Consider the following 23,839-nt stretch of genomic DNA (forward strand, 5'->3'; position numbering starts at 1 on the left):
ATCGCGCACTCGATCCGCACGGTTGAGCAACCGGGGACGGACTCCCGTCCACCGAGGGTCGAGGGCGGGCCAATCCTGGCCTGCCGCACCAGGGTTGAGGGGTGCGATGCTCAGCTGCTCCCATCCCGCCCCGCCGGGTGCCTCACGGGCACCCCTCATGGACACAACAGCGCTATCCGGCCAACATCCCGACGCTTTCGACTCTCCGGACAACCAGGCATCCGGTCCCCTCCTCTCACCGCACGGGCGCAGCGAGTGCCTCTCACCGTGCCGGGCGGGCGGCTCTGCCGTCCCGTCGGCCGGGTGGCCCGCTGTCCGCTTCCTTCTCACAGCATCCGGAGAACGAGGGAACGATGACCACTACGCGCACCACCCGGCTGCGGCGTCCGCTGCTCGCCGGGACCACGGCCGTCGCCGCCATGGCCGTGACGGCCGGCTTCATGGCCGCGACGCCGGATCAGGCGACGGCCGCGACGGGGCCCAAACTGAGTCTCATCGCGGCGACCGACTCGGTCACGCTCACCTCCTGGAAGGAGGAGCCGGGCGTCTACCTGGACCTCGGCACCTACCTGACCGCGGAAGGAACTCCGCTGGAGCTCAAGGTGACCCGGAAGTCCTACAAGGACCCGGTGACCATCACCCAGACCGTGTACGAGGGCGGCAAGGCCAAGGCCAAGAAGCTGCCCCTGGGCACCGTGAAGGACTTCTCCGGGCTGCCTGGCTTCGCGGAGATCACCGTCACCGACAAGACGGGCAAGAAGGTCGTCAGCCGGACGGAGAGCTTCTGCCCGAACAACGCCAGCGGACGGGTCCGACCCGACGCGCCCTCCACCTCGAAGTATCCGGAGAGCTGTCCCACCAACGCCTTCACCCTCGGTTCCGTGTGGGGCGTCGAGAAGGGGTGGGCCGCCAACACCTACGGCGGTTCCTACACCCAGCCGGTGAAGCTCGCCGCCGGCGCGTACACGGCCAAGATCGGGATCGCCAAGAAGTACCGGGACCTCCTCGGGATCGCCGACCGGCCCGCGACGGTGAAGGTCACCGTCCAGGAGCGCAGTTGGGAGGACGGCGCTGGCGCCGAGCCCGCCCGGTCGGCCACCGCCGGGGAGCACGCCGGGCACGGCGCCGCCCACCGGCCTCCGGCCGGTCACGCCGGGCACGGGCCGGGGCACGCTCAGACCCCCGCCCAGGCCGGCGCACCGGAGACCAGCGGGGCCGGCCCCTCGTACAACGTGGGCCACGGGCCGCTGAAGGCCGCGCCGCCGGCCGTGCCGTGGGCGGCGAAGAGGCAGCAGGCCGCGCGTGCCGACATGCGGGTCGGCGACACCGCCGGGCAGACCGACGGCTCGCGCCAGGCGCCCGCCCTCACGCCGCAGGCCAAGCGGCCCAGCGGGAATCCCTCCGTCCCGAACGTCCCCAAGCCCGACCTGCGGTCGCTGCCGGCCTACGGCATCACCATCAGCGACGGCGGCCAGAACGTCCCAGGCAAGGACTACCTGGCCTTCAGCGCCAACGTGTGGAACGCCGGCCCGGCCCAGCTCGTCGTGGACGGCTTCCGCTCGCCCGGGAAAGCCAAGATGGACGCCTACCAGTACTTCTACGACGCCGCGGGCAAGCAGGTCGGCTACACCCCGACCGGCACGATGGAGTGGGACCCGCGTCCCGGCCACGTGCACTGGCACTTCACCGACTTCGCCAGCTACCGGCTTCTGAAGGCGGACAAGAAGGAAGCGGTGCGCAGTGGCAAGGAGGCCTTCTGCCTGGCCAACACCGACGCCGTCGACTACACGGTGAAGAACGCCAACTGGCACCCGTTCAACACCGATCTGGCCACCGCCTGCGGCCAGGAGAACTCCATCTCCGTCCGCGAGGTGCTGGACGTCGGCTCCGGCGACACCTACACCCAGGACCTGCCGGGCCAGTCGTTCGACATCACGGACGTGCCCAACGGCACCTACTACATCCAGGTGCTGGCCAATCCGGCCAAGCGGCTGAAGGAAACCAACCTCGACAACAACAGTGCCCTGCGGAAGGTCATCCTCGGCGGCGCCCCCGGCCGACGGACCGTGACCGTCCCCGCGCACGACCTCGTGAACGCGAACTGACCTGAGAGGGCGGGTGGCGCGGCAGCCGCTGTGCCACCCGCCCTCGTCGGGCCCACCGCCCCGCCCGTACTCCCAGCGTCGCTTGATCCGTCGCCCCGGGGGATCCCGGGGATCCCACTTTCGGGGATACCGTCCGATCCCCAGAGAACGGACGTCAGCGTGCCGGTTCGAGCAAACGGTGATCGGTCCCGTCTCGCCGTGGACGAGCTGCAGCGCGACCTCCGCGTGCGCGGCGAGGTTACGGCCGCCGGCGTGCGCCGCGGCCTTCTCCCATGTCGGGCGTACTTCGCCCCCGGCCCCGGATCCCGTCGCCGCCGGTGTCGATGTATTCCGTCCTCGGGGCAGGCGGCGCCCGGAAGGTGTCCGTGGGTGGCTCTCGGTCCGATTGGGTGAGCGTCGGCGCGTCCTTGGCAGGGCGGTGCTGTGGGGAGGCGGCACTCGGCCACGATGGGGCCGTGACTGTTCGAGAGGACTCTGTCGTTGACCGCTCGGACCCGGGCCGGTCCGACCCCGTACGGCTTCAGCTGCTGCGCCTGCTCTTCACCCTGGCCGACACGGAGAAGGCCCGCCGCGCGGAGAAGGGCCCGCTGTCCCCGACGGCGAGGGACCACGGTGCCGTGCAGCCGACGGCCCCCGATGGGCTCGGGGCCGCGGCCACCGCGAGCATGGCTTCTCTCGGGACCGCGGAGCTGGAGCGGGAGCACCGGCGGCTGGCCAGGTGCTTCCTCCAGGAGGTCGACCGGCTCATCGCCGGCTCCGGCAGCCTCCCCGGCCAGCGCGTGGACTTCCCGGCGCTGGCGGCCCGGGAAGCGCAGACGAGGGGAACGGATACCGCCGGCGCCCGGGTGGCGCTGGTCTCGCTGCCGTGGATGTCGCCCACCCTCCCGTCGATCCAGCTGGCGACGCTCGCGTCGGCACTGCGGCAGGAGGGCATCGCGTCCGACGTCCACGAGGTGTACGTGGACTACGCGGCACGCATCGGGCTCAACCTCTACAACGTCCTGGGCAACCTGCTCGGCCCGCTGCCAGAGTGGATCTTCTCCCAGCACTACTACGGGCCCGAGCAGGGCGACCACCTCACGGGCATGCTGGAACAGCGTCCGCTGGGCGTCGGCTTCCCGTGGCCGGAGCTCGCCGACACGATCCTGGCAGCGCTGGCGCCCGTCACCGAGGAGTACCTGGACGACCTCGTCGACGAGGTCGACTGGTCCGCGTACGACGTGGTCGGCTTCTCGCTGACGATCTCCCAGCTCGGCGCCTCGATGGCGTTCGCGCGGCGGCTCAAGCACGCGTTCCCCTCCCTGCGCATCGTGTTCGGCGGGTCGCAGTGCGCGGGTCCCATGGGCAGCACGATCATGCGGATCTGCCCGTACGTCGACGCGGTCGTGCACGTCGAAGGCGAGCAGGTGCTGGGCGAACTCGTGCGGCGGTTCCGCGATGGCCGCTCGCTGAGCGGTCTGGCGGGAGTGAGCCGTCGGACCGCGGACGGCGAGGTGGTGACCGCGCCCGCCGCGGAGCTGGTCGTGGCGGGCAGCCGGAAACTGGAGCTGGACTACGACGCCTACTTCCACCGGCTCGCGCGCCTCGGCCTGACGGAGAAGATGAACCCGTGGCTGCCGTTCGAGAGCAGTCGCGGATGCTGGTACGGGCAGAAGGTGCAGTGCACGTTCTGCGGCCTCCACGACATCATGGACTTCCGCGCCTGGGACGCGGACGTCGTCCTGGCACAGTTGGAGAGCCTCCAGAAGCGCTACGGCGTGGGGCGCTTCTACTCCATGGACCTCATCATGCCCCGGGAGTACCTGCGGAACCTCCTCCCCGAGATCACCGCGCGCGGCCACGACTGGATGTTCTTCTACGAGATCAAGGCGAACATGCGCCGCAGCGAGCTGGAGACGCTCGCCGCAGCGGGAGTCCGCTGGGTGCAGCCGGGCATCGAGAGCCTGGACGCCGACCTCCTGTCGCTGATGCGCAAGGGGGTCAAGCCGTACCAGAACATTCAGCTGCTCAAGTGGTGCCAGGAGCTGGGCATCTACTGCGGCTGGAACCTGCTCTTCGGTCTTCCGGGAGAGGGCCAGGCGTCCTACGCGCGGATGGCGGAACTCATTCCCAAACTCACGCACCTCCAGCCACCGTCCGGGGGCGGCCGGTTCCAGCTGCACCGCTTCAGCCCGTACTTCGAGCAGCCGGAAGCCCACGGTGTGCGGTGGGAGGGGGCGCACCGGATGTTCGCCTACGCCTTCCCCGTCGACAAGGCGGACCTGGACCAACTGGTCTACCTCCACGACTTCACGCTGGACCCGTCGTTGGGCGAGCCCGTGGACACCTCGGAGGTGGAGGCGGCGGTCGCGGAGTGGCGGCGGGCCAACCAGGCGGGCGCGCGCCTCGAGTTCATCGAACGGCCCGACGAGGAGGGTGTCATCGTCGATCACCGCGACGTCGGGAGCCCACCTGTCCGGCATCCCCTCGACCGGGCCGGAAGCGCGCTGTACCGGCATCTCGATGCCGGTGTCGCCGAGAGACTGCTCGCCGAGAAGTTCCGGGACGAGGACCGCGACGCGTTCGAGGCGCTCGGCGGGGCGAGCGGGATGACGGGGCTGGTCGAACAGTGGCTGTCGGACGGCCTGGTGATCCGCATCGACGGGAAGATCCTCGCCGTCGCCGTCCGCGCGAGCCGGATGGCAGAGCGGAATCCCGAGCCGGTGGCGGCCGTGGCCGGGACGGTGCCCGAGGCTCTTGTCGACACCCGGACAGCAGTGATGGCGTAGTCGATCTTCGTTCCCACGACCAGGAGGAATCATGGCCTACGAGCCGAGTGAGCAGGACGCGCAGCGCGAAACGGAAGAGTCGATTCTCGAGGTCATCCGGACCATGCGCGAGGACCCTGAGCAGTACAAGTCCGTCATCCGCGAACTGGAGGCGATGAAGACGGACGAGGAGCGGGTGCACCGGCTGATCGGCTTCGCGACCGGTGAGCGCGAGCTGGCCGCCCTCCTTCCGGCTCGGTCCGGGGAGGATGCGGAGGCGGCCAGCCCCACGATCACCACGGTGACCGTGACCACAGTCCTGGTGGAGTGCTGAGGGCCGGCCCTGCCGTGGTGCGCGGCGCGCCGACGGCGGTCCCGGAAGCACCCGCCGCCCCGGCGATCTCCGCGCTGCCCCACCCCCGCGAGCTCGGCGCCGGCAGCTCCTTCGCCGAGTCCGCCCTCTGGTACGCGTGCGGGGTTCCGGCCCCGGGCATCCGTCAGGGGTGGAAGCTGTACGTTCCGATGACGCCGCTCAACGCCCGGGAGATGCTGCAGCGGGTGGCGCCGCTGCTGCTCGGGGCCGGCCTCCACTTCAAGTACGTGAAGGACCTCGCCACCCTGCAGCACCTCAACGCGGGGGTGCACGGCTACTCCCAGATCGGGAAGTGCCTGGTCGTCTACCTGTCGGATCCGCAGCCGTCGTTCCTGGGCGCGCTCAAGGAGGCGCTCGGGCCGTACCGGGACCAGTGCCCCGCGGTGCCGTGCGCCCGGCCCTTCGGCGGCCGGCTGCCACTTTTCTACCGCTTCGGCGCGTACGTGGGCAGCACGCTCGTCCTCGACGGTCGTGAGGTTACGGACGACCGCAGCAGCCTCGCGCACGCCGTGCCCGAGGGCGTGCGGGACGTCCTCGCCGGGTTCACCGAGCCGGAGGCCGAGGACCTCCGTGTGGGGCGCTTCCTGCGCCGCTACCCCGCCTTCCGCGCACTCGCCCAACAGGGCAAGAGCGGGGTCTTCCACGCCATGGACGCGACGGCGGCAACGCTTCGGCAGGTCGTGCTGAAAACCGGCTATCACCGCGGGCAGCTGCAGCCGGACGGCACCGACGGCTGCGACCTGCTGCGCCGGGAAATCGCCTGCTACCGGCTCCTCGCCGAACGCCGACTGGACCGGATGGCCCCAGCGCTGCTGGATACGCTGGACGTCCCGCGCAAGGTCGTCCTCGTCCTGGAATACGTCGACGGGCCGAACTTCCTGCACCACAAGCTGAACGGTCGGCTTCGCCCGCGGCACCTCGAGCAGGCGTGGCTGCTGCTCGAACGGTTTCACGCGGAAGGCGTCTACCTGGGCGACGCCAAACTGGCGAACTTCCTCGTGGGCCCAATCGCCGACGCCGACGCCGACGCCGACGAGCGTGTGCGCGTGGTCGACCTGGAGGCGGCGGGGGTGATCGGCGACCATGCTCCGCCGATCCGCACCTTCTTCATCTCCCCCGAGCCGGAGGATCCCCGGCGCTCGGACCTTGCACACTTCCTCGTCTCTGTGCTCTACCCGTACGACCAGGCAGGAAGGAGCTGGACCAACAGACACGTCGACTTGCGCGCCTGTCTTGAACGGGAGCCGGCAGACGATGCGGAAGCGTGGGCACTGGAGCGCTTGCGCGTCCTCCTGGACGAGGCGCCCCCAACTCTCTGAACCCGGCATCGCCACGCGCTCAAGGCGGATCGGGGCAGAGGGAGACGAATTCCCGGCTGCGCGCTCGGCGGCGGTGAAGCCGCGTACGCGGCCCGCCGCTCTGAGGGGACGACCCGGTACGAATCCGATCGCTGACGCTGAACTCTTGCGCACAGCATGATGAAATCAGGCCGGTACTGACCGGTATCCGGACAGCGGATGCCTAGCCTCCACATTCATGAAACCCATACGCACAGCAGCCGCGCTCGCGCTGCTGTTCCTCGTGCTGGGCATCGGCGCCCAGCCCGCGTTCGCGCATGTCTCGCGCGAACACGCCGAACTCGTGGTCGCGACCCGGGGCGACGTCACCAGTGGCCGCCTCATCGTGCACGGTGGCGTGGTGCAGCCCGAGCAGGCGGGCGCCTGGGCGGCCGGACTGCTCCCAGCCGGCTGCCCGGCCACCGGCTCCGGCGTGGCCGGGGACAACGGCGGCGTGCCCGGCGGCGTCGTCGTCGAGCTCGCGTGGAGCTGCCACGTCGACGCGCTCGACCTCACCCCGCTCATCGAGCAGGGCGGACTGACCCAGGTCGTCGTCGAGTTCGACGGCACGGCCGCCGACGCCACCGCGGACACGCCGCTCGTCGACGTACGCGGTGTCCACACGCTGCCGTCGTTCCCGTGGACCACCGTGCTCACGGTCGCACTCGGTACGGCGGCAGGCGCCGCCCTGCTGATCGCGGCCCTCCGGCTGCGCCGCACGACGCGCCGGATCCGGGTGGCGACCGCGGGCGCCCTCGCGCTGTCCTTCCTCGCGCCGCAGGCCGCGTTCGCCGGCGACGCCGCGGACCCGGCCGCGACCGTCACCGTCGAGGGCACCGTCTTCAAGGACACCAACGGAAACGGCAAGCGGGACAAAGGCGAGCGGCCCATGCCCGGCATCGACGTCACCGACGGCTCCTCATGGAGCACGACCGGCGCGGACGGCGCGTACCGCCTGGAAGTCGACCCCCGGCGACGCGAGACCGACCTCGTCAGCATCGTCTCGCCGGACGGCTACACGCCCGCCCTGCGCAAGGACTGGATCCCGCAGTTCTTCCACAAGATCCCCGAGACCGGCGGCACGGGCGTCGACTTCGCGCTCGTACCCGACCGCAACGCCTCGAACCCCACCGAGAAGTGGGTCATGAACTCCGACACCGAGGTCGGCAACCGCAACGACGACGAGGCCCGCCGCGCCCTGCCCCAGTGGACCGGCCAAGTGCGGGCGATGTCCGAGGTCGACGGCGCGACGATGCAGATCGCCACCGGGGACCTCACCGTCACCGACTACGCCGACGAGCCGCGCCGCCAGGGCGGTTACGACCTCTTCAGCAAGGGGCTGGAACAGGGCCGGCTCGGCCACCCGTTCTACCCGGTGATGGGCAACCACGACTTCGGCGGCACGGCCACCTCCAAGGGCTACGCAGGCAGCCTGGAGTACTACCGCCGAAACCTCGCGCCCGAGTGGTACAGCTTCGACCGCAACGGCCGCCACATCGTCGTCCTCGAGGACAACTACGACGCCAGCGGGCTCAAGCCCCAGCTGGAGTGGCTGCGCCGGGACCTCGCCCGGCACGCCGTCGGCAAGCAGGTCTTCGTCTTCGCCCATCGCTCGCTCTTCACCCAGTGGGGCCCCGGCGCGGGCATGCAGCCGACGATCGACGAACTCGCCAAGTACGACGTACGCATGGTCGCCGCGGGCCACAACCAGCAGGCCGAGTTCCGGCGCGGCGCCTTCAAGCGGTCCGTCGAGATCAACAACCAGGGCACGTACGGCATCGACGGTGCCCGCCCCGACTACAAGGTCCTCGACTTCAGCGGCATCACGGACGATCCCCGCACCCACCGCAACGAGGACACCGGCCATGTGACCGGCATCCACCGCCAGTTCGACATCGACGACGACGCCGCCCTCGTCAGTCCCGCGGACGGCAGCGTCCACGGCGCACGGGCCGGAGTGCCCGTCGAGGCGTACGCGGAGGACGACGGACGCACCCCCGCCAAGGCCGTGCTGACCGTCCGCGACGGTCGTGGCCGCGTCGTCGAGCGCGAAACCGTCCGCTTCGGCAACGGCGCCTCCCGCCCCGGCATCGAGAACTGCTACACCGCGCCCGGCGGCACGCCCGAGCCCTGCCCCGACGCGCGCGGCGCCTGGACCCGGGCGAGCGGCACACTGCGCGGGCTCCGGCCCGGCACGTACACCGCCGAGTCGGTCGCGTACGACACCCGGGGCGTGAGGTTCCCCGTCGTGAAGAACACCTTCCAGGTGGTGCGCGACGCCGAGCTCGGCAGGCCGCGTACCGGCCAGGGTTGGCTGCGGCAGGGCGGCGACGAGGCAGGGCGGTCCGCGAGCGGCGACGCGCCGGGAGCGACGCTCGACCTCAGGTGGACCCGCCACACCGGCGAGCAGTTCAACCTCAACGGCTCGGTGATCGCGGACGGCAGGCTCATCGTCTCGTCCCGCGCCTTCGACTCGCCGTACAGCATGATGCTCGCGTACGACATCTCCTCCGGGCGCGAACTGTGGCGTACGTACCTGGACGGCGACGCCGAGTCGGCGCCGACACTCCACGGCGGCAAGGTCTACCTGACTACCGGTGTCGGCCGGATCTACGCCCTGGACGCGTCGAGCGGCACCATCGTCTGGCAGTCGATCGACCGCGAGGAGGCCCACGGGGACACCGTGCGCCGCTACGGCCGCGCGGGCGGCCCCGTCAGCGTCTTCACCCTCGCGGGCGCGGACTCCCGCACGGTCGCCGTCTACCAGGACGCCTCCACGGTGCGCTGCCGGGACGCCGAAACCGGCGGCATCCTGCCCGGCGGCTTCGGCGCCTCGTTCTCCTGGGGACAGGCCCACAGCACAGTGATCCGCGAGCCCGGCTCCGACACCGCCTATCTGCACTCCATGTCGAGCAACACCGTCGTCGCCATGGACCTCGCGACCTGCACCCAGCTGTGGGTCAAGGACACCGCGGGCGACATCGACAGCCACTCCTCGCCCGTCCTGACCCACCCGGCCACGGGCGCCCCGCAGCTGGTGACGTTCACGGCGTACGGCACCCGCGGCCACGACCCGAAGACGGGAGCCGTGGTCTGGGAGTCCAGGCTCGGCGGCGGCAGCACCTGCGAGCCGGGGCGCGCCCCGCTCACCAGTCCCGCTGTGTGGAGGGGCACCGCCTATGTCGCGGGCCGGGACGGTGTCGTGCGCGCGTACGACACCGGCGCGGCCGATCCGTCGAAGCCGGTGTGGGTGACCACGACCGGCTACCTGGCGGGGGAGAGCCCGCTGGACGACGAGTCGCGTGTCGCCATGGGTTGTTCGGTGGGCGACGGCTCGCCGACGATGCACCCGCTGGTGACGAAGGATCAGGTGTACGTGGGGACGTGGGACGGGCGACTGCTCGTCCTCGACCGGGCCACCGGCCGGCAGAACGCCTCGTACAACCTCGGCGCCGGAGTGGCCTCGGCCCTCTCCGTCAGCGGTGACTGGCTCTTCGCCCTCACGGACGACGGCACGGTCCACGCGCTCGCCGCACGTCGAAAGTAGAGAGGAAGCACCACCGTGCGATCACTGCGCACCGGGGTGCTGCTCCTGCTGGCCCCCGTCCTCGCGCTGCTTTTCGGCAGCGCGGGGACGGCGCAGGCGCACCCCTTCGGAACCCCACCCGTCGTGAAGGTCGAGGCGGCCGGCACCGCCGTCGACGTGACCTGGTCCGCGGAGCGGGACGACGTCGCCGTCCTGCAGAAGCAGTCCGGCGGTGACACGGCAGGCTACTTGAGCACGCACATCGCCGTGCGCCAGGACGGCCGCGCCTGCCGCGTCGACCGAGCGACCGGACTGACGCTCCGCCTCGTCTGCCCGCGGCCGGTGGACCGCATCGACCTGACCGTCACGGCGCTGACCGACATCGATCCGGCGTACCGGACGATGTCGGTGACGGACACGGGCTCCGGAGGGCTCCACACCGCGAAGGAGCCGATGCGGACGCTGGCGCTCACGGCGATGGCAGGCACCTCCGGTGCTGGGACGTCGGCGTGGTCGTGGACCACCGATCTGACGTCCTTGCTGGACCACGGGGCGGCTCTGCCGGTGGCGCTGCTCGTGGCCGCGGCCGTGGGTGCGCTGCACGCCTGCGCCCCGGGGCACGGGAAGTCACTGGCCGCCGGATATCTGGTGGGCGGCCGGGGCAGGCCGCGCGACGCGGTGTGGCTCGGCGGGATCGTCGCCGTGATGCACACCTTCTCGGTGACGGTTCTCGCGGTCGGCTGGTGGCTGGCAGCGAACAGCACGCCGGACATCGCGGCGCTGACGGGCTGGTTGCAGCTGATCGCCGCGCTCGTGGTGGCAGGGGTGGGGGTGGACCTGCTGAGGCGGCATCTGCGCCACCGAAAGCACCACCACCGAATGCACCTCCACCATCACGATCACGATCACGAGCACGGGGACGGCCACAGCCACAGCCACCGCATCCCGGACGCGCCCTCGCTGCTCACCTGGCGCGGGATCCTGCTTCTCGGCACCTCGGGCGGTCTGGTGCCCTCGCCCTCCGCGTTCCTCGTCCTGCTCACCGGCCTGCTGACCGGAAAGGTCGCCCTGGCCCTCGGGATGGTCGCAGCCTTCGGACTCGGCATGGCGCTGACACTGACCGGCGTCGGTCTGGTCGTGCTCCGCGGCCGGGACGCACTCTTGGACCGGGTTTCCCGCTCCCCGGCGCTGCGGACCTGGGCCCTGAGGGCTCCGCTGTTCGCTGCCTCGGCGGTGGTGGCCGGAGGGACGGTGGCCTCTGCCGTCGCGGCGAGCCATCTCCTCGCGCCGTAGGGGAGGATGACTGGCAAGGGGCGCCCCGGCAGACACTGACACAGCCGGCCCGGTCTCACGGCCGACGATACGGTGGAACCCGGCGTCGCGGACGGCGAGGTCTCCGGGGGTGAAGCAGCCGTCGTCGGTCCACGCGGCGGCTGTGGCGTCGGGGCGTGTCGCCGACGACCTTCAAGGCGAACAGTCCGCCCTTCGCCGACGTGCCGGGTTCCGCCAGGCGTCGGCGGACGCAGGCCGAGTCGGGGCAGCCCCGCGCGGGCAGGGCGGACGGCCTGATCTTCCGGAGGTCGGCGTTGTGGTTCGGTACCTCCCCGCAAAGGCGGGACAGGAACGCCGACGATCTTGCACAACGGCCCCAACCCTGCCGAGGCATGTGGGTTGGGGCCCTTGTCCAAGAGGCGTGTCCTGCCTGTTCAGGCTACCCGCCGAGGCCCTTGCGCCGGCGCATCCACCACATCAGGCCACCACCGAGGGCGACGATCGCCGCGGCGATGCCGGTGATCAGACCGATGGGGGTGTCGGAGCCGGTGTCGGCGAGGTTTCCCTCGGGGTCCGGCTTGTTCGCCGGCGGGGCCGTCGTACCCTCACCGGGGCCCGGGGTGGTGGGGTCCGGGGTGGTGGGGTCCGGAGCCGGGCTCGACGGCGGATCGGTCGGGTTCGGCGGGTCGGTCGGGCTCGGCGGGTCGGTCGGGTTCGGCGACGGGGTGGTGCCGCCGCCGTCGTCCTTCTGACCATTGGAGTTCCCTCCGAAGAGGAGCAGCCGCTCCCGCTCGGTGTCCTCGGTCATGGTCTTGACCGAGGTCTTGGTCTGGCGGGGCAGGTGTCGGTTCTGGAGGCGGAACTCGGCCTGGGTGACGTTGCGCTTGGGCTGCTTGGACAGGTCCACGCCACCGATGCTGATGACCCATACTTCTTCACCCTTGGTGAGTTCGTACTTGAACTCGCCTTCTTTGAAGACCTTGACGTACTTGTTGAAGACGTCGGTCTTCTTCCAGTCCTGGTGCGGGGCACGGATGGGCCACTGCATCACATTGTTGCTGTTGATGATGGTGCGGTAGTCCGTCGGCCGCTGCGCGTCCTGCTGGCGGACGAACTCGGCCGCCACCCGGGACTTGTAGACGCGGCGCAGGTCGGCGTACTGCGGGCCCTCGTTGATCCACTTCTCGACCTCGGGCACGATCGTGCGGCGGAACACCCGCTCGTTGTGCTCGATCTCGGCCTTGGTCAGCGAGTCCTGGCAGGGCCTGCCGCCTCCGGGGCCGGGGGTGTTGACGTCGGCGTATTCGGACTGCAGCTTGAGCGGCGCGTCGAGGATGTAGATCCCGCCGTCCTGCTCGCGGACCTTCGCCGGCTTCGGCTCGATCCAGTTCCGCATCGACGTCAGGCATGGCCAGCCGTTGACCTTGGACAGGCTGTCCCAGGTGTTCTTGCCGAGGTCCGTCTTGGGGTCCATCGCCTTGTAGAAGTCATGCTTGAGCCGGAGGTCGGCCTCCAGCAGCACCCGGCCGGCGTCCGTGGAGGCGAACTTGTCGTCCATGATCGTGCCGGGGGTGTCCGGGTTGAGGTTCACCCAGAACTTGTCCGGCGTCAGCGCGAGCCATGTGAAGAACGCGTCCGAGGCCATCTGCGCCTTCGCCTTGCCGCCCCAGCCGACCGTGTCGTTGTCCGGGTCTTCCTTCGCGCCGAAGGAGTAGTCCAGGCCCTTGCCCTTGACGGGTGTGCCGACGTACTGGAGTTCCAGGGTGGAGAAGTCGATGCCGCCCGGGGTGGGCATCTGGGAGACACCGGGGATCCGGCCCATGCGCTGAAGCCGGTCGGCGAGCTGCTTGGGGCTCTCCGGCGACTTCTGGATCATGTCGTTGCCGCCGCCACGGGAACCGGTGCCGGTGCCGGGCTTGGCGTTCATGTACGGGTCGACACGACGCGTCGGGCTGTTCGACGTCCCGCTCGGGGCCTTCTCCACCGCGGAGGCCCGGTAGCTGATCTTCTTCACCCGGTCCGGGGCGATCCGCCGGAGGTCGGCGTCGTGGTTCTTCGCGCCGCCCTTCGTCTCCCGCCCGTAGGCGTAGGAGATCTTCTTGTCCTTGTGGTTCGGATCCTTCAGCAGCGCCTTGTCCTTGGGGCGCTGCGTGGGGTCGGGCTTGTCGTTCGACTTGCCCTCGACGATCTCACCGGTGCGCTTGTTGTAGGCGTCCGCCCGCCGTACGTAGCGTTCCTTGGTGTCCGGGTCGACGACCTCGAACTCCTTCTCGCAGATCCAGTCCGGGCCGACCAGGCCGAAGTCGTAGACGAGCTTGGCCATGTACGCCTTGCCGCGGGGGTCGTTGCCGCCCTTGGGGATGTAGAAGTCGTCCCGGTACGTCTCGAACGGCACCCCACTCCACCGGGACGTCTTCAGGGCCTTCTTGTAGTAGGCCCAGACCCGCTGCTTGTCACCCTTCTTGTAGTCCTCCGGGTCGTCGCTGATCTCCTTGAGCTCGTCGGGGGTCGGCGCGCGCAGGCCGTCCCACTGCTTCTGCCCGTTGACGTAGTCGTACTCGTCGAGGTCCGCGTCCGGCCGGATGTATCCGTCGTCCGGGAGGCCGCCTTCTACGACGTCGGAGAAGTCGTAGAAGTCCTTGTACTCCTCGTCGCAGCGCTTTCCCTGCTTCAGCGAAGGTTTCGCCTCGGCCTGGTCCCAGCCGGGCAGGCCGGTCAGCGAGACGGCGCCGGCGCAGGCCAGCGCGATTGCTGCCCGCGCCCACCAGCGGCGTCGAGAACGTATGTGTTGGGTCACGAAAACCCCCTGGGGGCCCCAGGTCAGTCAGATTTCCTCGCGCGGCGCCACGGGCCCCCGTGGTCAGTTCGGCGCCTCTGCGGGAGCACCCAACCCTAGGACCACAACGGGCCCCGCCCGCACCGGAGTTACTAACGGTGCACCGACAACTCACGTGCCATGCGGGATCTTTACATCGCACACACATGGTTGGCCTACTCTCGGGGCATGGAGTGGACCGACCCGCGCGACATGGACGAAGACGAGTACGCCGAGTACCTGCGCGAAGAGAAGACCCGAGACCACGTCAGCGCCCACAACGCGGTGCTGGAGAACTGGCTGGAACAGCAGCGCACCGGATTCCCCGCCTGGGCGAAGGAACGCGCCGGCCGCGGGCCGTGGGACTTCACCGTGGATTCCCTCCCCAGGCTCGAGACACTCATCCGGGACGCGTTCGACAGCCCCGCTCAGGCCCGCCAGGTGATGGACGCGCCCCTGGTCGCGGTTGCGGCCTGGTACCTCGGTGAGGTCCACAACCGAGCTTTCGGCACCCAGTGGCAGCTCCACCCCTCCTTCGCCGAAGACAACCCTCTCGACCATCGGCCGCACATCACCCTGCCCTGGGAACGCCGGGAGGAATTCCACTACACCGACCCCGAGCACATCGAGGACGACGCGCGCCCGATCTACTCCCCGACCGAAATCTTGTGCAACCTCCCCGCCCGGCCTGCGGATCAGGGCCTGCTGCACCGCATCAGTAGCCGGTGGGAGGTACCCACCTCCTGCGACGATTCCTCCTGCCGCTACCACCCCAACAGTTAGCCGTTGCGCAAGGCACTTGGGTTTGTTGTGAGAGTGCCGACTGGTCGGACCAGGGGATGCCCAGGTCCGGCCCGTCGTCCGCTTGTCTCTACAGGTCGAGCTGGTACTGGACTGTCGTGTGTGTGGGCACGTAGTCGAGGCTGTCGCTGATGTGTCGCATGTGCGTGTTGCTGTCGGCGGTGTCGGTGAGGAGGCCGCCGAGGTCTGGATAGCGCCTGTGGGCTTGTCGGATCGACTCGGCCTTCATCCATCGACCGAGGCCGTGTCCGCGGTGCTCGGGCAGCACGCCGGTGCCGTAGTGCTGGCCATCCCCCGTGCCGTTGCCGGGGACGACGAGTTCTGTGAACCCGGCGATCGAGTCGTCGGTCGTGTCGATGGCGACGACCGTGTGCAGCTGGTTTCCGCGGTCTTGGACGGCCTTCGCTGCGGCCCGGACCCGGTCCACGTCCCAGGTTACGGTGCCGTAGTCGGTGTCTTCCGTGGGCATGTCGTCCATGGCACGGCGTGAGGCGGCGAACGTCTGGGCGAGGTCGTCGGGCACCGTTCCCTGCCATGACGCCAGCCGGTAGCCGGGGTGCGGACCCTCGATGATCTCGGCGAGGGCGGTGGGGTCCACGTCGGCCAGTGGCAAGCGGGCGAATCTCAAGGTGAGCACCTTGCGGAAGCCGTGGGCCGGCAGGAAGTGATGGCCGGGCGATCCGGCCTGGGCCTGCGCGCTGACGCAGCGTCGGGCGTTGTCCCGGGCGGCGGCCACGGCGGTGTCGAGGAGTCTGGAGCCGACGCCCTTGCGGCGCTCCGTGGGATGGACCTGGAGGGTCAGTTCGGCCAGGTGCTCTTGTCCGCCATCGAACAGGCGCAGAAAGGCCGTCCCAACGGGGATGGAATCGGCGTCGGATGCCAGCCATGCAAGGCGTCGGCTGTGCGCCCCATGAGCGGGGTCGGTCAGTGGGGTGATGCGAAGCGACAAGGTGTCTCCGTCGTGAGGAGGTGGCGAAGGTCAGTACGCGGGCTCACCTGCTGGGCACTCGTGCGCATGCGCTCCACACCTCCTCGTCGACAGTGCCGGTCCGGAACACCATGGACGGCTTGGGCGAACGTAGCTGGCCCATCGGTTCCTCGGCAAAGGGTTAACTGAAGGCAGGTGCGACCGTGGGGTCACAGCCACTCGTTGATGGCCGTGATCAGTACGGTTGCCTCATAGCGAACGGCGAGCCACAGAGTGCCGCTCGCGGTGATCGGTCTTGTCGAACGCCAGGGGCCGGCCGCCGTGGGAACTGGGAACCGCGCTTCTTGCGGTTGCGGATCTGGTCCCTCTTCTCCGGGATCGTGCATCGGATCCCCGATGGACCTTGGTGGTCAGCCCACCTCGCAAGCGCCCGAGCCCGTGGTCGTCCGGCTCGACTTCGATGTCGCCGGGCGGTTGCTTCCGGAGATCCCCCTTTTGACCGCCCCGGCAGCGTGCTGATGAGCGCGGCACACCGTCGACTCGACACGGACATCCCAGGTGATCAGGCCCTTCTCGTCGTCCTAGGCCTGGAGTTCGGTGACCGGTCCAGAGGCCGGCCCGAGCGGTGCTCGGCGAGGTAGCCGAGGAGGAGGGCGGCTCGGACGGTCGTCTATAGAGCCAGTCTGGTGTTGCAGCGCTGTTTGTCCGGTGGTGGGACGTTGCCGGGGCCCTGGTGCGCGAGTGGCGGCCGGGCAGGCTAGTTTGCTTGGATGAGTCTTCTTGATGATGTGGCCGAGCGCGACGGCTGGCGGTGCTGGGTGTGTGACGAACCGGTCGACCCCGACGAGTCGGTGAACGACCCGCGGGGGCCCAGTGTCGACAGCCGGACCGCCGACCGGAAGGCCAAGGTCGCCGAGCGGCTCGCGCACCGCGGGTGCAACAGCCGCAAGGGTGCGGTCAAGGTCGTCATCGCCTGGCCGGAGCGCCTGTACGTAGTCGAACCCGCGCCGCTGACCGCCGTTGCCGACAGGCTGGAGCGCAAGGGGGGCCGCGAGATGGTGGGCCGTTGTCCGACCAGGAAGGATGCCCAAGAGGCGGCGGACTGGCTGGTGGACCGGTTCTCCCGGCTGCTACCAGGGCTGCCGGTGACCGCCGACATCGAGGCGGGCGGCGGCCAGTTCCTTGTCATCCTGGCCACCGGCCGCCGCTGATCGGGGATCACCCTCAGCCAAAGACAGCCGACGGCGGGGCGCAGTAGCCGGTGAAGGCCAACGGGCCTGCGATGCCCCGCTAACAGCAGTAGCGCAGCAGTGCGGGCCGCCGCCCTCGTTGGGTGGCGGCACGCACTGCTGTGTTCACTCATCGGAGGGATAGTGGCTCCAGACGGCTGGCCCGCCGCCGCGCCACTCGATGAGCAGCGGGTCGTCCATGTGGACGTTTTCCGGGTCCAGTCCTGCCCGCCGCAGCAACTCCAGGAGGTCGCGGGGCCCAGGGTGCGGCCGAGGACCTTGCCGTGGCAGGGGACGAGGCGCCTGCCCTCGGGCTGTGCTTGCGGCCAGGGGCGAGGGACTGGAGGGCGGTGATTACGGCCCGTCCGGGACGCCGAGCGGCACCGTGAACCGCGGCTGCCAGCCTTCCTCCGTCAGCACCACCAGCTGGACCGCCGTCGCACGGGTCTCCAGCGGCAGCAGGCGGCCGATCGCAGCGCGGACATGGGCTGCAGCTGTCGGGTTGTCCGCACCCATAGCGACCGTGACATGGGCGGCGGGCCGCGCCCCGAAGCGGCCCCTGTACGGGCGCAACCCGGGCCACTCGGAGCGGAACGCATCGACGATCGGTTGGAGTCCCGGAACGGTGACGGCGACGAAGCCGGACGCCGTCACGACCTCCTCCAAGCGCAGATCAGCTGCCGGAAAACTCGCAGCCAGGGAACGCACACCCGTCTCGTCCTGATCTGTCAGCGCCGATTCCGGCACGAACGGGTAGAGGAGCGAGACGTGCGCCGGCACCCCACGACGCACCAGAGTCGGGTCGATACGCCACGCCGCCTCGAGGAGCGGGGCGGCATCGGGCAAGACAATGACGACGGCAGTGGTCCCTGGCTCTGGCACGCCGTCATCATCGCAGGCCAGTCCGCTATTGCGTCCGTTGCCCTGGGGGGGGGCGAGGGCGACGAGTTGATCGTGGAACAGGGCGCGGCTCCGAGCGACCTGGGCTCCATGCTCGCCGCGCTGGACCAGTCGTCGCCCACGAGACGGCCCGCGCCGTTGGCTGCCCGAGCCGCGTCGACGTCCTCGCGGGCGGGAGGCAGGGGGCACGGCGCGGCTCAGTGTGTATGGGCGACGGCTGCCGGATCGAGCATGCCGCGGGGCTGGCGAAACCGCCCCTGCGTCGCGTTCCTCGAGGGTGTCCGAGAGCCGGCCACGAACCGCGGCGCCTGCCTGTCGGCGCCCGTCAGCGCCGAACCGTCCAGCTGACCGTGGCCCTCATCGTCCGGGCGATGCCGCGGTCCCGGACCGAGGGCGTGCGGTCCTCGGCGGTGAGGGACAGCGTGTGCGTCCGACGGTCGAGCGGCCGCAGGGCCAGGTCGGACACGCGTACATCGGTGCGGCCCGCGAGGGACTTCATCTCCCACCCGTCCAGGTACCAGCGGACCGTGAGTTGACGCCCGTCCGCCCCCGCCAGCCGGGGTACGAGGGCTTTGGCGGTGTCGCCCGTGCGGAGGGTGCGATCGGTGGCCGTGATGGGGGAGGCGATGCGCGCTTCGCGGTAGAAGCCGGCGATCATCGCCTCCACTCCGGGCAGATTGAAGGGCTTGCCGAGGGAGCGCATCAGGGAGTCCTCGGTGGGGCGCCGCAGCCCGGTGACGTAGTAGCCGCCGCCTTCGTACGCGCCGACGGTGTCGCCGTCGGGAGACTGCTCACCGAGCCAGCGGTGCCACTTGGTGCCCCGGTCGGCCATGTCGTCGGCGGTGAGGGTGGTGATGTTGGAGTCGGCGGGCTCGGGGCCCAGGTACCGCTCGTAGCCGGGATAGTCGGGGTAGAAGTACTCGTCGGCGAGCTTGCCCAGGGAGTGGCCGGTCTCGTGGATCGCGACCTGGCCGGACTTCTCGTTGCCCGCCGAGGCCGTTGATATGCCCTCGTAGCCGAGGGTCTCGCTGGGCTCGTTGTAGCCCGCGCCGCCGTACTTGGTGCTGTTGGCGAGGACGAGCACCAGGTCGGCCTCAGGCGCCTTCGCGACGTATCCGTCGACCTTGTCCTGGTCGATGCAGAGCAGCCGCTCGATGTTGTCGCACCAGAAGTACGAGCCGAGGGCCGTGTCCCGGAGGGTGTCGGGAGAGGGGTCGCCGGAGACGCCGGACTGGTTCGAGACGGCGTCGACGGTCCAGACGTTGAAGAGGTTGCGGTAGGTGGTGTACGGCTCGACGGCCGTCAGCTCGGCCCATTTCTGCTGGGCGTCGGCGTGGAAGCGGGGCAGTTCGGCGACGGTGTAGCCGTCTCCGACGACGACGATGTCGAGCCGGTCGGCGGTGGGGCCGTTGTCGACCATCTTCGCCACCTCGCCGTCAGCGGCCACCTCGGTCGCCGTCAGGCGGGAGGCCGCCTGGTTCCGGCCCTCCGAAGGCACATGCGTGTGGCCGGATCCGGCGAGCGTCCCGTGTTCCGGCCCCGGTATCTCGACCTCGACCCCGGCCGTGGGGGGTGCCGTCGGGTCCGCGGCGGCGCTGCCGGGTGCGGCGGCGAGTACGGCCGTGAGGGCGACGGCCACTCCGACCGCCATGGCTCCTCGTCGTGCTGAACGCATGAAATCAGCCCCTTGCCAGGCGAGTTAAGTGCATCAGTAAATGTGCTGAACGAGTCGCTTAACCTAGGCGGAAGGCGATGGCGTGCGCAATGCCTACTGCTTCTGGATACTGGGCAGTTCACGAACCAGGGGGTCCACATGGACGATCCGGCCACGATCGGCCACCGAGTGCAACGGCTGCGCGCTGAACGCGGGCTGACGCAGCGGCAGTTGGCCGAGCCTTCGTACACCCCCGCGTACGTCTCGACGCTGGAGTCGGGCAGGGTCAGGCCCTCGGAGACCGCACTGCGCTTCCTCGCGGAGCGGCTCGGTACGTCGTACGAGGAGCTGGCCACCGGCCGGCCCGCGCACCTCGCCACGGAGCTGCGGCTCGCTCTCGTCGACGCGCGCAGGCAGCTGGCCACCGGGACGGCGCAGGAGGCCGCCGTGCGCTACCGGCGCCTGCTCACCGACGCGGAGCACCTCGGACTCGTGCCCGAGCAGGCCGAGGCGCTGCTCGGGCTCGGTGACTGTGCCCTGGAGACCGGTGAACTGGTCGACGCGGCCCACCACTTCCAGGCCGCCGAGCGGCTCCTCGCCGAGGAGCCGCTGCCCCGCCGCGCACGCGCGATCCGGGGCCGTGCCGTCGCACACCTCCTGGCCGGGGAGCTGCGTTACGCCTGCTACCTCCTCGAGTCCACCATCGACGAGCTCGGCACGAGCGGCCTGGCCGACCCCGAGGCGCTGGTCGTCCTGTACGCCGCCGTGATCGGCCCGTACATGGACATGGGCGCCCACGCCCGTGCCGCACACGCCGCCGAGCTCGCCCTGGCGCTGGCTCCACAGGTCGACGACCCGGCGCTGGTGGCGGGCATGCACCGGCAGGTGGCCCGCACCCTCCTCGCCGAGGGGCGCACGGCTGACGCGGACGCCTCACTGGCCAAGGCGCAGGCGATCTACCAGCAGCTGAGCCTGCGTACCGATCTTGCGCACTGCCACTGGATGCGCGGCTACGTCCACGCTCAGAACGGAGAACTGGTCGCAGCCGAACAGGAGTTGCGCGCCGCCCGGGACATGCTGAACGTCAAACGCGCGGCACTGTTCACCGCGCAGGTGGAAGTGGAGCTGGCCGATGTCCTCCGGCGGCTCGGACGGCACGACGAGGCGTCGGAACTGCTCTCTGCACTTCTTGAACTGGGTGACCGGCACGGCGCGGTGCACGCGGGGGGTGCGCACAGGCTGCTCGGGCTGATCGCCGAGGAGAGGGGGGACAGCGAGACCGCCGAGGAGCACTACGTCATGGCGCTGGGGCTGCTGGAGCGCAGCGGCGCGAGCGGCGACCTCGCCGATCTGTGCCGTCTACTGGGTGACCTGCTGCGCCGCGGCGGCCGCACCGAGGCCGCGCTGGACGCGTACCGCACGGGGCTGGGCCACCGGTCGCCCCCTGGCACGACGACGCTGGGGCCGGCTCCGACGGCACTGGCCTTCCCGCCGCACTGACGGCCAGGTCGACCTGACGACGATGACGTCGCACACGGTCCGCGCAACGGACCGTCGGGTCTTCCGTGAGGTCAGGCGCCGGGATTGTGCGCTTCCAGGCTCGGCGACCCGCGGCTCACGCTGCCGGCCCCGACCCCTCCTTGAACGGGCGGGAAGTTCCCGCCACGGTATGCCCGTCCGGACCCGCAACACGATCGCGCCGATCACCTTGAGGTGATCGTTCCACCGCCCGCCACGCTGTCCCGACGCCGGCAGTGCGGCTCCAGCCGAACCCACCCGGCACCCGTCGGATCACCCCGCCCCATGCCGGGCACAACGAGCAGGCAGCCCGACAGCCACATGATCCGCCTGGTCCGCCGGACAGGGCCTAGTCCTGCCAGTAGAAGAGCGCCGTGTCGACCGTGATGGCGTTCCGTCCGCCGAAGTAGTAGACGCAGAGGTCCGTGACCCGGATCGCTCCCGTCTCCCCGTCGATCCAGCGGAAGCCCGCCGATTCGAGCGCACGCCAGGCGGCGTCGGGAGCGTCCTCCTCGGCGGTCGCGAACGGGCCGAGGGTGCTGATCAGGAGCCGGTCCCCGCCGACCTCGATCACGTGGTACGTCCCGTCCCCCTGCTGGTTGTCCTCGCCGCAGGAGACCGGGGGCTTCGGCGCCAGGCCGGCGGCCGTGAGGGCGGCCGTCGCCCGGCGGAGCCGGCCGTCCACGTCGGGGCGGGCGGGCGGCTCGGCGCAGACGGCTTCGATCCGCCACCGTGGGTCGCTCAGGCGCTCACAGCCGGGACCGTACTCGTGGACGATCGCACGGCGGATCTCTTCGTCCAAGCCCTCGACCTCGACCCGGGGGCACCCCAGACGTTCGTAGACCGCCTTGGCCTCGGCCCTGTCCTCGGTGAGGCCGTACAGCGCGTACGCCGCCCAGACCTTCGCCTCGGTCGTCGGAGCCTCTTCGAGGTAGGCACGCAGTCGGTCCGCGTCGGTCGCGAGCGACTGGGCGACGTACGCGACCCGCCGGTCCGGGTCCGCGAGCGCGTAGGTCACGTCCTCGTCGGCGCGGTACCGCATCCAGACACGGAACTCCCGGTCCTCGGGGCGGTCCTCGCCGAGCTCGGCCAGGATCGCGTCCGCTCCGTACCGGTCCACGAGCCCGTCCAGACCGGCATCGCCCGCGTCGCGGGCGCTCCGCCCCGGCGAGGCGGCGAGCGTCGCCAGCTCGCGCGCGGCCGAACGGTCGCCGAGCAGGCCCCGCGCCTTGAGGAAGGCCTCTCCCATTCCGTACGAGGTGTCGGACGCACGGTCCTCGTGCCGCAGCCAGGGCAGCAGCTCCACCCGGTCGGCGAGCAGGTCGAGGAGGGCTCTGCGCACCTCGGAGGTGTCCTGGGGGTCCTGGACGCAGGCGATCAGCTCGGGGACGTACCGTTCGGGGACCCGGCCGGTCAGCGCGATCACGCACGGCCTGCGCCGCCACCACGGGTGCCCCGGGTCCGCCACGTACCGGGCGAGTTCCTCCGCGCCGACCTCCCGCAGGCCTGCGGTGTCGTCGGATCCGGCCTGCGGTATCAGGGTCTCGATGCTTCGCATCCGGGGATGCTACTGCCCGGGCAACGCCCTGAGCAGGCCGATTTCACCGGCGCGAGCACGGTCTGCCCGATGGGGACACCATGGACGTATGACGCTGCCCGGCGAGCGTGGCCTCGCCGTCGTCGAGGCGCCGTCCGTGCTCGGGTTGCGGCCGTCCGGGGTGCAGGAGCTGCCGGAGGCCGTGCTCGGGGGAGTGGCGCGGGTCGCACGGGTCGAACCGCCCGCGTACGACCCGGTGCGGGACGCCGTGACCGGGGTGCTCAACCCGGGCGGGATCGCGCGGTACTCCGTACAGCTGGCGGACGTCGTCGGCGAGGCGCTCGACTCCGGGCGCTTTCCCGTCGTCCTGGGTGGCGACTGCAGCATCCTGCTCGGGAACCTGCTCGCCCTGCGGCGCAGGGGGCGGTACGGGCTGGTGTTCCTCGACGGACACACGGACTTCTACCAGCCGTCTGCCGAGCCCACTGGCGAGGTCGCGTCGATGGAACTCGCCCTGGCCACCGGGCGCGGCCCCCGGCCGCTCGCCGATCTGGAGGGGCGGGGGCCGCTGGTGCGGGACGAGGACGTCGTCGCGTTCGGGTTCCGGGACGCCGACGAGTCCGCCGCGGCGGGCAGTCGACCGCTCCCGCCGCGGTTGTACGCCCTCGCCCTCGACGACGTGCGCGCGGCCGGCGCGGTCGAGGCCGCGCGCGGCGCCGTTGCCCGGCTCGCCGAGCGGGACGGGTTCTGGGTCCACCTTGACGTCGACGTCCTGGACGACGCGATCATGCCCGCCGTCGACTACCGGCAGCCCGGCGGGCTGAGCTGGCCCGAACTGGAGGGCGTTTTGAGGACTGCCCTGGGCCACGAGCGTGCTGTCGGGTTCGACGTCACGATCTTCAACCCGCGACTCGACCCCGACGGGACGATCGCCGGCCGCCTGACCGACTGCCTGCAGCGGGCCCTGGCGGTCGAGGGCCCGCCGGTCGAGGGCCCGCCGGTCTAGTACTGCAACGGTCTTTGCTGTGACGGTTGGACAGGTCGGTCGTTGGATTGTTCATGGGTGGGGTTCTTGTTGATGCCCGGTCGTGGGCGGG

Annotated in this window: 15 protein-coding genes and 1 pseudogene; 10 read left to right on the plus strand and 6 right to left on the minus strand. The window is 70.5% G+C overall.

Translation table 11 applies throughout. The features are described 5' to 3' along the window. Positions 1–353: 353 nt before the first annotated feature. The 6 genes from ACIBG6_RS05175 to ACIBG6_RS05200 all read left to right on the plus strand — a co-directional run bounded on the left by ACIBG6_RS05175 (position 354) and on the right by ACIBG6_RS05200 (position 11,381). Complete coding sequence (locus ACIBG6_RS05175; protein ID WP_399221122.1) at positions 354–2,105, plus strand: lysyl oxidase family protein; 1,752 nt, start codon at positions 354–356, stop codon at positions 2,103–2,105. 455 nt (positions 2,106–2,560) lie between these two features. Next, on the plus strand, positions 2,561–4,873 hold the full coding sequence (locus ACIBG6_RS05180) for a RiPP maturation radical SAM C-methyltransferase (RefSeq protein ID WP_399221123.1): 2,313 nt from the start codon (positions 2,561–2,563) through the stop codon (positions 4,871–4,873). Positions 4,874–4,904: 31 nt separating this feature from the next. Beyond that, positions 4,905–5,186 carry a hypothetical protein gene (locus ACIBG6_RS05185; protein WP_399221125.1) on the plus strand — a complete coding sequence of 94 codons (282 nt, stop codon included), beginning with the start codon at positions 4,905–4,907 and terminating at the stop codon, positions 5,184–5,186. 188 nt (positions 5,187–5,374) lie between these two features. After that, positions 5,375–6,544 carry a hypothetical protein gene (locus ACIBG6_RS05190; protein WP_399221126.1) on the plus strand — a complete coding sequence of 390 codons (1,170 nt, stop codon included), beginning with the start codon at positions 5,375–5,377 and terminating at the stop codon, positions 6,542–6,544. Between the two features lie 217 nt (positions 6,545–6,761). Further along, entirely contained in the window at positions 6,762–10,109 is a 3,348-nt protein-coding gene (locus ACIBG6_RS05195; RefSeq protein WP_399221127.1) for a PQQ-binding-like beta-propeller repeat protein, read from the plus strand. A gap of 15 nt (positions 10,110–10,124) precedes the next feature. Next, positions 10,125–11,381: a hypothetical protein gene (locus ACIBG6_RS05200; RefSeq protein WP_399221128.1), complete on the plus strand. Its 1,257-nt coding sequence runs from the start codon at positions 10,125–10,127 to the stop codon at positions 11,379–11,381. Positions 11,382–11,799: 418 nt separating this feature from the next. On the opposite strand, the gene ACIBG6_RS05205 is transcribed toward ACIBG6_RS05200, so the two are convergent. Further along, positions 11,800–14,157 (minus strand): LPXTG cell wall anchor domain-containing protein, encoded by a 2,358-nt coding sequence (locus ACIBG6_RS05205; protein WP_399221129.1) that lies wholly within the window; start codon positions 14,155–14,157, stop codon positions 11,800–11,802. Positions 14,158–14,364: 207 nt separating this feature from the next. Here ACIBG6_RS05205 and ACIBG6_RS05210 point away from each other — a divergent pair, with 207 nt between their 5' ends. Next, positions 14,365–14,958: a hypothetical protein gene (locus ACIBG6_RS05210; protein WP_399221130.1), complete on the plus strand. Its 594-nt coding sequence runs from the start codon at positions 14,365–14,367 to the stop codon at positions 14,956–14,958. Positions 14,959–15,046: 88 nt separating this feature from the next. On the opposite strand, the gene ACIBG6_RS05215 is transcribed toward ACIBG6_RS05210, so the two are convergent. Together ACIBG6_RS05215 and ACIBG6_RS05220 are read right to left on the minus strand one after the other, a co-directional pair. Continuing rightward, positions 15,047–15,925 (minus strand): GNAT family N-acetyltransferase, encoded by an 879-nt coding sequence (locus tag ACIBG6_RS05215; protein ID WP_399221131.1) that lies wholly within the window; start codon positions 15,923–15,925, stop codon positions 15,047–15,049. Between the two features lie 357 nt (positions 15,926–16,282). After that, a pseudogene (locus ACIBG6_RS05220) lies at positions 16,283–16,470 on the minus strand (IS5/IS1182 family transposase); the annotation flags it as partial. A 204-nt stretch (positions 16,471–16,674) separates the two neighbouring features. Here ACIBG6_RS05220 and ACIBG6_RS05225 point away from each other — a divergent pair. Beyond that, positions 16,675–17,115 carry a hypothetical protein gene (locus tag ACIBG6_RS05225; RefSeq protein WP_399221132.1) on the plus strand — a complete coding sequence of 147 codons (441 nt, stop codon included), beginning with the start codon at positions 16,675–16,677 and terminating at the stop codon, positions 17,113–17,115. 372 nt (positions 17,116–17,487) lie between these two features. Here ACIBG6_RS05225 and ACIBG6_RS05230 read toward each other — a convergent pair whose 3' ends face one another. Both ACIBG6_RS05230 and ACIBG6_RS05235 read right to left on the minus strand, forming a co-directional pair. Beyond that, positions 17,488–18,015: a 2'-5' RNA ligase family protein gene (locus ACIBG6_RS05230; protein ID WP_399221133.1), complete on the minus strand. Its 528-nt coding sequence runs from the start codon at positions 18,013–18,015 to the stop codon at positions 17,488–17,490. A gap of 343 nt (positions 18,016–18,358) precedes the next feature. Beyond that, positions 18,359–19,684, minus strand: a complete 1,326-nt coding sequence (locus ACIBG6_RS05235) for a M64 family metallopeptidase (RefSeq protein ID WP_399221134.1) — start codon at positions 19,682–19,684, stop codon at positions 18,359–18,361. 162 nt (positions 19,685–19,846) lie between these two features. On the opposite strand from ACIBG6_RS05235, the gene ACIBG6_RS05240 reads away from it, so the two are divergent. After that, positions 19,847–21,187, plus strand: a complete 1,341-nt coding sequence (locus ACIBG6_RS05240) for a tetratricopeptide repeat protein (RefSeq protein ID WP_399221135.1) — start codon at positions 19,847–19,849, stop codon at positions 21,185–21,187. Between the two features lie 367 nt (positions 21,188–21,554). Here ACIBG6_RS05240 and ACIBG6_RS05245 read toward each other — a convergent pair whose 3' ends face one another. Further along, complete coding sequence (locus ACIBG6_RS05245; RefSeq protein WP_399221136.1) at positions 21,555–22,763, minus strand: hypothetical protein; 1,209 nt, start codon at positions 22,761–22,763, stop codon at positions 21,555–21,557. Between the two features lie 88 nt (positions 22,764–22,851). On the opposite strand from ACIBG6_RS05245, the gene ACIBG6_RS05250 reads away from it, so the two are divergent. Next, positions 22,852–23,748: an arginase family protein gene (locus tag ACIBG6_RS05250; RefSeq protein WP_399221137.1), complete on the plus strand. Its 897-nt coding sequence runs from the start codon at positions 22,852–22,854 to the stop codon at positions 23,746–23,748. Positions 23,749–23,839: the final 91 nt, after the last annotated feature.

The organism is Streptomyces sp. NPDC050842, from assembly GCF_044456565.1.
Classification (GTDB): Bacteria; Actinomycetota; Actinomycetes; order Streptomycetales; family Streptomycetaceae; genus Streptomyces.